Source organism: Paenimyroides viscosum (genome assembly GCF_003858535.1).
In the GTDB taxonomy this organism is placed as follows: domain Bacteria; phylum Bacteroidota; class Bacteroidia; order Flavobacteriales; family Flavobacteriaceae; genus Flavobacterium; species Flavobacterium viscosum.
In genome coordinates, this window is record NZ_RQTJ01000073.1 from 1 (window position 1) to 459 (window position 459).

Here is a 459-nt window from a genome sequence, read left to right on the forward strand (position 1 = left end):
AAAATCTTCATAAAAATTGGTAGCAATAGCTGTACATAATGTTGTAAAAGAAACAGGAAAAGTAGTCCAATCACCTTTTGTAGCTCCACATACACTACGGATATAAACCGTATAATTAGTCCCAGGTATTAAGCCGGTTGCTTGAGCTGTTGTTCCTGTAACAACACCCGTAGAAACCACAGTACCTGAAGCGTCACGCACTTCGTATTCATAACCCGTTACACCTGGTGCTGCTGAAGCTGCCCAAGATAAATCAGCAGTATTATGAGTAAAAGAAGTTGTTTTTAACCCTACAGGAAATGCACATGGAGATAAATTTTCGTAGTAAACATCATCAAGATATACATATGCAGTACCGTTTTGGCTATCAAAAGAAAAAGCAAAATAATCATCGGTTGTTGCTGGTAACGGAACAATAAATTCTTGCCAAGCAGTTGTTAATGGTATATTATTTTCTAC

1 protein-coding gene is annotated in these 459 nt (G+C 37.3%); it reads right to left on the minus strand.

Annotated features, from left to right (window positions below; genetic code table 11):
- A partial coding sequence (locus EG242_RS14885; protein WP_203227745.1) for a fibronectin type III domain-containing protein occupies positions 1-459 on the minus strand: 459 nt, incomplete at both ends.